This is a genomic window from Enterobacter cloacae complex sp. IR5384, from assembly GCF_049237265.1.
Classification (GTDB): domain Bacteria; phylum Pseudomonadota; class Gammaproteobacteria; order Enterobacterales; family Enterobacteriaceae; genus Enterobacter; species Enterobacter cloacae.
The window spans coordinates 1-6,656 of record NZ_JBMKHJ010000068.1 but is presented as its reverse complement, the minus strand read 5'-3'; the positions used below and the strand labels follow the sequence as shown (position 1 = coordinate 6,656).

At 48.9% G+C, this 6,656-nt stretch carries 7 protein-coding genes and 1 pseudogene; 2 read left to right on the top strand and 6 right to left on the bottom strand.

What is annotated here, in order from left to right:
- Window positions 1-257, top strand: a pseudogene (locus ACOTX3_RS25510) (hypothetical protein); the annotation flags it as partial.
- Window positions 258-284: 27 nt separating this feature from the next.
- Here ACOTX3_RS25510 and fghA read toward each other — a convergent pair.
- The 6 genes from fghA to ACOTX3_RS25480 form a co-directional block, all read right to left on the bottom strand.
- On the bottom strand, window positions 285-1,121 hold the full coding sequence (gene fghA / locus ACOTX3_RS25505; protein WP_012561110.1) for an S-formylglutathione hydrolase: 837 nt from the start codon (window positions 1,119-1,121) through the stop codon (window positions 285-287).
- A gap of 64 nt (window positions 1,122-1,185) precedes the next feature.
- Window positions 1,186-1,584 (bottom strand): VOC family protein, encoded by a 399-nt coding sequence (locus tag ACOTX3_RS25500; RefSeq protein ID WP_012561111.1) that lies wholly within the window; start codon window positions 1,582-1,584, stop codon window positions 1,186-1,188.
- A gap of 43 nt (window positions 1,585-1,627) precedes the next feature.
- Complete coding sequence (gene frmA / locus ACOTX3_RS25495) at window positions 1,628-2,737, bottom strand: S-(hydroxymethyl)glutathione dehydrogenase (RefSeq protein WP_017384070.1); 1,110 nt, start codon at window positions 2,735-2,737, stop codon at window positions 1,628-1,630.
- Window positions 2,738-2,771: 34 nt separating this feature from the next.
- The gene (frmR, locus tag ACOTX3_RS25490; RefSeq protein ID WP_017384071.1) at window positions 2,772-3,047 is read right to left on the bottom strand and encodes a formaldehyde-responsive transcriptional repressor FrmR; all 276 of its coding nucleotides are present in this window, start codon (window positions 3,045-3,047) and stop codon (window positions 2,772-2,774) included.
- A 113-nt stretch (window positions 3,048-3,160) separates the two neighbouring features.
- Window positions 3,161-3,858, bottom strand: a protein-coding gene (locus ACOTX3_RS25485; protein WP_223479951.1) for an IS1 family transposase whose coding sequence is annotated in 2 segments (ribosomal slippage) — window positions 3,161-3,609 and window positions 3,609-3,858 — 699 coding nt in all. Because the reading frame shifts where the segments join, the coding sequence is not laid out codon by codon here.
- Window positions 3,859-4,394: 536 nt separating this feature from the next.
- Window positions 4,395-4,691, bottom strand: coding sequence for a helix-turn-helix transcriptional regulator (locus tag ACOTX3_RS25480; protein WP_017384073.1), 297 nt, complete (start codon window positions 4,689-4,691; stop codon window positions 4,395-4,397).
- 858 nt (window positions 4,692-5,549) lie between these two features.
- On the opposite strand from ACOTX3_RS25480, the gene ACOTX3_RS25475 reads away from it, so the two are divergent.
- A partial coding sequence (locus ACOTX3_RS25475; RefSeq protein ID WP_421634991.1) for a P-loop NTPase fold protein occupies window positions 5,550-6,656 on the top strand: 1,107 nt, incomplete at its 3' end.

Genomic DNA, 6,656 nt, shown 5'->3' with positions numbered 1-6,656 from the left:
TAACAGTAAGCGTCGGCATGGTTCTAGCGAACAGATGTCACCGACAGAATATGAAAACCAGTATTATCAACGGCTCGGAAGTGTCTAGATTATCCGTGGCGATTCACCGGGGCAAACAGGCCGATCAGGAACGACATAAGAAAGTTCTGTATTACCGACAGGTCAAGAAACTGAGCATAAGAGAAACTGCTGAAGCCACCAGTTACAGTACATCTCAGGTCTGCAGGGTTCAGGCCCTGTTCAGGCCTGAAAATTAAGCACATTTTCTGAGGCTGGAAATCAACTCATGCTGACAGCCTGAGCCTGTTGGCATGGTAAGCAATGTGCTCACCAATAAAGCTGGAAATGAAATAATAGCTGTGGTCGTATCCAGTATGATATCGGAACGACGCATTGAGGTTCATCTCATTGCATACTCTCTCAAGGATTTTGGTGCGCAGTTGCTCTTCATAAAAGGCGTCACTCAGCCCCTGATCAATGAAGATTTCTGGTAATTTTTCACCCTGTAAAATGAGGCTGACTGGATCGTAGGCTTCCCACGTTTTTCTGTTTTCACCCAGGTAAGCGCTAAATGCCTGTTGCCCCCATGGCACCTGAGAAGGCGATACTATCGGGGAAAATGCTGATACGCTCACATATTCACCAGGATTTCGCAGAGCCAGCACCAGAGCACCCAGCCCTCCCATAGAATGACCGGATATAGATTTTCTTGCCGTTGCAGGAAAATGATTCATGACGACATCCGGAAGCTCTCTGAGAATATAGTCATACATCCTGTAATGAACATTCCACGGCTGTTCCGTCGCGTTCAGATAAAAACCGGCCCCCTGGCCAAGATCGTAACTGTCGGCATCCGGGACATTATTACCCCGGGGACTGGTATCCGGGACAACAACGATGACGTTATGCCGGGCTGCATAATGCTGCATACCTGATTTGGTGATGAAATTCTGCTCAGTACAGGTCAGGCCCGACAACCAGTATAGTACCGGCAGTTTTTCTGTTACTGCTTTGGGAGGAAGATACACACCGAAATTCATTTCACAATTAAGGGATTGTGAATAATGCCGGTACACGTTTTGCCAGCCGCCAGAGCTGGCATGCTGCTCAATGAGTTCCATCAGCCGTTATCTCATGGTTATTTCCCCTGACCGAAGCCAGGGGAAGTATCTTTAAATCCGGACGTCAGATAAACGTATACGCCGTGATTTTGTTACCCGCCGGATCCCGCAGGTAGGCAGCATAGGCCCCGGGAAGGTGACCACGCGGGCCAGGTTGACCTTCATCAGCTCCACCGGCGGCAAGGCCGGCAGCATGGAAAGCATCAACCTCTTCCGGGGTGGCAGCAGCGAAGCCGACAGTCACCCCGTTAGCGGAAGGTGCTTCACCGTTGCCCGGACGGGCAATGATAAATGCCGGCTTTTCGCGGCCATAGAGTACCCAGCCGTTGCCAAACGGGCCGAGGTTATTGATACCAAGCGTGCCCAGGACGACATCGTAAAATGCGGAGGATTTCTCGACATCGGCTGCGCCAATGAACACATGAGAAAAGATGCCGTCACCAGAAATTACCGGAGTTGTCATTTTCCACTTCCTTCAGTTTGAGTTGATTAAAATTCTGATGGGATCAGTAATGAATCACTGTCCGGATAGATTTGCCTTCATGCATAAGCTCGAAGGCGTCATTGATTTCATCCAGTGTCATCGTATGGGTTACAAATGGCTCAAGGTCAATATCCCCCTTCATGGCATCCTCGACCATACCGGGGAGCTGAGTGCGGCCTTTTACTCCGCCAAACGCGGAACCTTTCCATACGCGCCCGGTGACCAGCTGGAAAGGACGGGTGGAAATCTCCTGTCCGGCCCCTGCGACACCAATGACAACGGACTGCCCCCACCCACGGTGAGCACTTTCCAGCGCTGCACGCATGACGTTAACGTTACCGATACATTCAAAGGTATGGTCAATACCCCACTTGTTGATATCCAGCAGAACATCTTTAATCGGTTTGTCATAATCATTCGGGTTAATGCAGTCAGTGGCCCCGAACTGACGGGCCAGGTCAAATTTTGTCGGATTAGTATCGATAGCGATAATACGTCCCGCTTTTGCCTGACGGGCCCCCTGTACCGCAGCCAGACCAATTGCCCCCAGACCAAAAATGGCAACTGAATCGCCCGGCTGCACTTTAGCCGTGTTATGGACGGCGCCAATACCGGTAGTCACGCCACAACCCAACAGGCAGACGTGTTCATGGTTCGCCTCCGGGTTAATTTTTGCCAGAGAAACCTCGGCCACAACGGTGTATTCACTGAATGTGGAACATCCCATGTAGTGGTAAAGAGGCTGACCGTTGTATGAAAAGCGAGTGGTCCCGTCAGGCATCAGTCCTTTGCCCTGAGTCTCGCGAACCGATACACAGAGGTTCGTTTTACCGGACTGGCAGAATTCACACTCCCCGCATTCAGCGGTGTAGAGCGGAATAACATGGTCACCCGGCTTCACACTGGTGACGCCTTCACCAACTTCAACGACGATACCGGCTCCCTCGTGGCCGAGAACCACCGGGAAAACGCCCTCAGGGTCATTCCCTGAGAGGGTAAAGGCATCGGTATGGCAGACACCTGTGTGGGTGTTTTTAATCAGCACCTCGCCTTTTTTAGGCGGAGCAACATCAATTTCAACAATCTCCAGGGGCTTCCCTGGTGCAAATGCAACAGCGGCACGTGATTTCATACGTAATATATCCTCAATGTAATAATGGCCTCACCTATTTAAGATAGGCACGAACCAGCTCAATCGTATCGTCAACTGATTTACTGACTTCATGACTGTAGCTGTCATTCTGGTCAAAGGTTTCCCGTATGTGGCTCTCCAGCACCTCTGCCATCAGTCCGTTAGCGGCGCCCCGGACGGCGGCGATTTGCTGGAGAACGGAACGGCATTCAGCGCCACTTTCAAGTGCTCTTTCCAGAGCATCAATCTGACCCCGGATACGGCGAACCCGGGTTAGGACCTTTTTTTTCTCTTCAGGAGTACTGGGCATTGCTTACCTCACTGCTCTGTATTTCTTATACTATAGGGGAGTATTACATTAAGATCAACACATACCCCACTATAGTATAATAAATATATCAGAGCACCGGTAATGACTCCAACTTACTGATAGTGTTTTATGTTCAGATAATGCCCGATGACTTTGTCATGCAGCTCCACCGATTTTGAGAAAGACAGTGACTTCCTGCCCAGCCTTGCCAGATGCTGCCTCAGATTCAGGTTATGCCGCTCAATGCGCTGCGTATATCGCTTGCTGATAACGTGCAGTTCTCCCTTCAGGCGTGATTCATAAAGCGGCCAGCCATCCGTCATCCATACCACGACCTCAAAGGCCGACAGCAGGCCCAGAAGACGCTCCAGCGTGACCAACGTGCGTTCACCGAATACGTGCGCCACAACCGTCCTCCGTATCCTGTCATACGCGTAAAACAACCAGCGCTGGCGTGATTTAGCGCCGACGTAACCCCACTGTTCGTCCATTTCCGCGCAAACAATAACGTCACTGCCCGGTTGTATGCGTGAGTTTACCGACTGCGGCCTGAGTTTTTTAAGTGTCGTAAAATCGTGTTGAGGCCAACGCCCATAATGCGTGCACTGGCGCGACATCCGACGCCATTCATGGCCATATCAATAATTTTCTGGTGTGTACCGGGCTGAGAGGCGATGTAAGTGAACTGTAGCTGCCATGTTTTACGGCAGTGAGAGCAGAGATAGCGCTGATGTCCGGCAGTACTTTTACCGTTACGCACCACGCCTTCAGTAGCTGAACAGGAGGGACAGCTGATAGAAACAGAAGCCACTGGAGCACCTCAAAAACACCATCATACACTAAATCAGTAAGTTGGCACCCTTACCCTGTATAGGTACTCTCTGTTTTTCGTGGCCTGCCTCGCCCACGAATTTCGCCAGTCATGACTTTGCTCCTGCATTTTATTAACGGAAAAGAATAAGTGATTTTGCGCGGAGGCTTCAATCAGTTTATCCCCGGCGGTGACGAGGTGGCCACCTATGCCGACTGGACAGGGGACTGACTATTGCCATAACGCCATCGCAGGTTGCTTCAGTAAACCTGCTAATCCCGTACAATGGCGAATTCGCTATATCCGCTTCTCGCACTTAGCTGCCATAAATCGGCCAGGCAATCACAGGTCATTTCTGTCTCGCAAAGAAGGTGCCGTTTCTGCTTTGCGTTGACACCCCTAAATATTAGAATTAAAAGGAGAGAGTTACTGGAAAAAGGCAGCGGAGGCAGTGACAATCGTGGCTTGAAGCCACTACTCGATGGATGCGGACATGTAGTTGGCGTCATTCGACAAAACTAGCAAACTTCTAATAGTCACCATTTCTCCCGTCTGGCGGGAGTGCTGTCAAATGCCCCCCTCATCTCTGTGTGGGAAATGAAGGGTGAAGGGGAAATAGATGACAGCGTTATTTCTACGCCCAGAATACTGAATACCTTGTACAGACGATCAATACTGGCGCTAGCAGGGTTTGCTTCCAGGCGGGCATAGGTTTGCTGCGTTACGCCAAGCCTCTCAGACACATCTTTTTGCGTGAAGCCCTTGATTTTGCGAAACCCGATTAGCACAGGTCTGAGCTGGTTCAGCGTTTTTATCGGGAACTGATTATTCATAAGTGACCTGCCTCGCAGACTGAGTAGGGAGTACCGCCCTGTAATACAGCAGGTAAGGTGTATTTTGTGTTATACAGACTATAGGCTGTAAAACCTTTATTGAAAAGATGCTGATGTTCCAGGGGCATGCCGAGCATGGACGATTTTCTGCGGGGCGGTATTTCGCTACGGGGGAGATTGCGTTCGGGCAATGTACCGGTGTAAAAAACGTCAATTTTTCAAAACCGCTGTTATCGGGATAAGCTGAAAACTCCGAAGGCAGACACAGCCACGAATAATGTCAGACTTAAGCTCTGTAGCTGTCTTCTTTTGCCTGTAAATAACGTCTAGTTTGACTCTGATGAAGGCTGTACCAGGCAGAGAACATGTCACTCTCGGGGCCGGATGATAAAATGTGTTCAACTGGCTGGGCAGGGTAATAGCGAAGAACGTTCTCTGAAATTCGATTCAGCTCAGCGTAACGTGCGCTGTAGGTATGTATAATCCATTGCATCAATTTTGCATCCGTATTATTCGCAGATTACACACAAGAAGCTTAACAATGGCTGAAAGAGTGAGCAGGGATATGTAACAAAAACAAGGGCTTCAAGATGAACTGGATAAAACCGGAGCAGAGCAAGCCCTGTTCCGGTTTGTCAGGCTTTGGAATTTCTTCCAGGCCCCTGCAGCTAGTCACAACAAACACATTAATGTTTTCATTGCTTCAATTCAATATTATTGTGTGAAAGGGATTCCATCGAAATCGGCTTATGCATGCTTAAAACTAAACTGCCCCGGCTGCAGTCATTTGGTTGCTGTGGGCTCTGTACTGTGTCTAATAGTGAAAGAATCTTACGTTATAACGAAGGAAATTGCTGAATGACTCTACGATTGCAGACGGAATCACCCGCTGACCAGGATATGTTTAGAGGCAGCAGTCATGAAAAAGTTGCAGAGAATGTGGCTCAGATCATCAGGACACCTGATGTCAATATTATTGGTCTGGAAGGTGAGCTGGGTTCAGGTAAGTCAACAATATTGAAGTTCCTGCAGAAAAAGCTTAAAGATGATTTTACGTTCATTAACTTTGATGCAGAACGTTACCATCATGGCTCAACTAAAAAAGCGCTTATCGATGTCATCCACCACGGGGTCAGCCTACAATGTCCGGGCTCCCGGGATGTGTTGGATAAGTATAAAAATCTGGCTCTGGGTAACATCGTTGAATACGACAAGAGGGTCAGCAGCAGGCTAAGCTGGTTGACCGTCGTTTTTATTTTACTGTCATTGCTTTCCGTGCAGATGCTTCGTTATGTGCTAACAGACCTTAATCAATATTTTACTAACAAGGAGTCATTATTAGGGTGGCTTTTTTATGTTGAGGTGGCCGCGTTTCTTTCTCCTGCCATTATGGTCGCAGGACTGGCATGCCTGCAGAACATGGAATGGTACAGAAAGAAAGGGTATTCGAGTATTGGTGATTTGTTCAAACGCAACAGTACTGACAGGATTGAAGAGACTTGGCTAGTTAATAAGGAGGTCGGAGCTATTGAGCTGGCTGAAGCTCTGCAGGGATTTACCTCCAAAGAGGTCATTTCCCATGGAGATCGCTTCATCCTTATCATTGATAATCTGGACCGAATCAGTGCAGACAAAGTGAAAGAGCTCTGGAGTGATATGGAGCTTATTGCCGGAGCCACTCATGAACACTTCAGGATAGTGGTGCCCTATTCGGCAAGACAGGTTTCAGCCTCACTTTCTGTGGCGGGTTTCAGCGGGCGTGAGTTTATTGCAAAGCGGATTCCTGTAAGTTTTCAGGTTCCTCCTCTTATTTCGGCAGGATGGCAGGAAGCGTTAAGGCAGTACTGGAAAGAAACAGTAAATGAGGATGCAGGGATAGCGTGCCGGGAAGCAACGGTGTTGCTTGAGCGCTGGAAACCCTCTGAGTATCCTCGTATCACACCGCGATTAATGAAGAAGTTTGTT

Excerpts from the sequence above, each read along its gene's own strand:
- fghA (WP_012561110.1), bottom strand. The coding sequence starts at position 1,121 with ATGGAACTCATTGAGCAGCATGCCAGCTCTGGCGGCTGGCAAAACGTG.
- ACOTX3_RS25500 (WP_012561111.1), bottom strand. The coding sequence starts at position 1,584 with ATGACAACTCCGGTAATTTCTGGTGACGGCATCTTTTCTCATGTGTTC.
- frmA (WP_017384070.1), bottom strand. The coding sequence starts at position 2,737 with ATGAAATCACGTGCCGCTGTTGCATTTGCACCAGGGAAGCCCCTGGAG.
- frmR (WP_017384071.1), bottom strand. The coding sequence starts at position 3,047 with ATGCCCAGTACTCCTGAAGAGAAAAAAAAGGTCCTAACCCGGGTTCGC.
- ACOTX3_RS25480 (WP_017384073.1), bottom strand. The coding sequence starts at position 4,691 with ATGAATAATCAGTTCCCGATAAAAACGCTGAACCAGCTCAGACCTGTG.